Source organism: Rhodopseudomonas sp. B29 (assembly GCF_000333455.1).
Taxonomy (GTDB): domain Bacteria; phylum Pseudomonadota; class Alphaproteobacteria; order Rhizobiales; family Xanthobacteraceae; genus Rhodopseudomonas.
Map to the genome: position 1 here is coordinate 1 of NZ_BADD01000706.1, position 1,666 is coordinate 1,666.

Below are 1,666 nucleotides of genomic sequence, written 5' to 3' on the forward strand. Positions count from 1 at the left end.
ACACATTATCCGCGGCATCGCCGAAGAGCTCGACGCGCATCGAAAGCGGGTGTTGGCGGAGCATCCGCATTTGACGCTGACCGGGCTGTACAACGTGCTGGAGCGGATCAAGGCAGGCGCGTCCGCGCAAGCGGGGTCGTCATCCTTGCGCTCGTCGCGGGGATCGACGCCCGCGGTCCGCAACCGAAAGAAAGACGTGGATGGCCGGGACGAGCCCGGCCATGACTGTGAAAATTTGCTGACCGACGACGAGCAGCGCATCTTCGACGATGGCTTGGTGCTGATCCTGAAGGAGTTGCACGACAAACTCGATGTCGCGGTGGCGCAGGCTTATGGCTGGCCGGCGGATTTGTCGGACGACGAGATTTTGGCGCGGCTGGTCGCCTTGAACAAGGAGCGCGCGGCCGAGGAGAAGCGCGGGCTGGTGCGCTGGCTGCGGCCGGACTATCAGATCCCAAAGTTCGCCAAGGGCGTCGACCAGCAGGCGGTCGCCGAAGACGGCGCCCAGGTCGCTGCGCAGCTCGATCTACGCGCGGCGCCGCACAAACCGGCGTTTCCGACCAGTCCGGTCGAGCAGACCGCCGCGGTGTTCGCAGCGCTCGCGGCCACGCCCGGAGCGATCGACGCCAAAACGCTGGCGGCGCAATTCAAGCGAACGCGCACAACAGACTCTAAGGTCGCAGCCGTACTTGCCGCACTGGCTCGACTAGGCCACGTCAGCACCCGCGACGGCGTGACGTTCGCATTACGTCGTGTGGCATAGTCTGCCTCTCCTACTCCCCCTTCGCCTGCTGCTCCACCCGCTCCACCACCCGGCTCATGGCGGCGACGGTGGTGCGGAGGCGGTGGACGCGGCGGGTGTAGTCGAGCATCAGGGCGGCAAGGCCGGCGGCGCAGGCGAGCGTGAAGGCGGAAAACATGGCGACGTCGTGGTCCATCGAAAGGCCTCCGTGGGCGGCGGCCGTGCGGGCGACCGGCGCGAGACGCCGCACGGCGGCGCGACGCAGTCGGGCCGGCGCACAGGCAGGACCTCGATTGTCGCGGCCGATCGGTTCACCGAATATGAGCGCCGACAATACAGCGGCGAAAATCGGCTGCTGTCGCGGAGGATGGCTAATCAATCGATAAGCCGCTGCACTGCGGCAACCGGTGCGTCACTCGTGATAGATCGGCCCGTGCGGCTCGGTCAGCGAGTGGTCCCAGTGCGCGGCCTGGCGGCTGGAGGTCTGGCACTGTGCGCATCGATAGTCTCGGACCTGATAGCCCTGCACCAGAGGCCGGTTGCCGGTCAATTCCATCGGTCGGTCGCAGCGCGGGCAGCTCGGGGCAGTCATGGAAGGCTCCGAATCAGGACTTCTACGAGCGTAGTTGGCCCGATTTGGTTCGGGTCTGCAGCTAAATACCTGCTACGAAATAATCCGCTTGCCAGCGTGGCCGCCGTGCATCGCAGCGGGCGACGCGGTGAGCGGTTACAGAGGGCGGCTCTATTGCACGGCAAACGGACGTTCTGAGCCTCCGCCTCCCGGTCGTCATTCCGGGGCGCTCACGCAGTGAGCGAACCCGGAATCCCGAGATGGTTATCCGCAGCGCCCCCATAACGTCTGGATTCCGGGTTCGCGAGCTTTGCTCGCCCCCCGGAACGACGGTGATGGTGGCTGCTACTTGT

Annotated in this window: 2 protein-coding genes and 1 pseudogene; 1 reads left to right on the top strand and 2 read right to left on the bottom strand. The window is 65.8% G+C overall.

Translation table 11 applies throughout. The features are described from left to right. A pseudogene (locus tag I5M_RS25305) lies at positions 1 to 763 on the top strand (class I SAM-dependent DNA methyltransferase); the annotation flags it as partial. A 10-nt stretch (positions 764 to 773) separates the two neighbouring features. Here I5M_RS25305 and I5M_RS33245 read toward each other — a convergent pair. Then, the gene (locus I5M_RS33245) at positions 774 to 938 is read right to left on the bottom strand and encodes a hypothetical protein (protein WP_199900068.1); all 165 of its coding nucleotides are present in this window, start codon (positions 936 to 938) and stop codon (positions 774 to 776) included. A 216-nt stretch (positions 939 to 1,154) separates the two neighbouring features. Beyond that, positions 1,155 to 1,334, bottom strand: coding sequence for a hypothetical protein (locus I5M_RS25315; protein ID WP_022723951.1), 180 nt, complete (start codon positions 1,332 to 1,334; stop codon positions 1,155 to 1,157). Between the last annotated feature and the right edge of the window lie 332 nt (positions 1,335 to 1,666).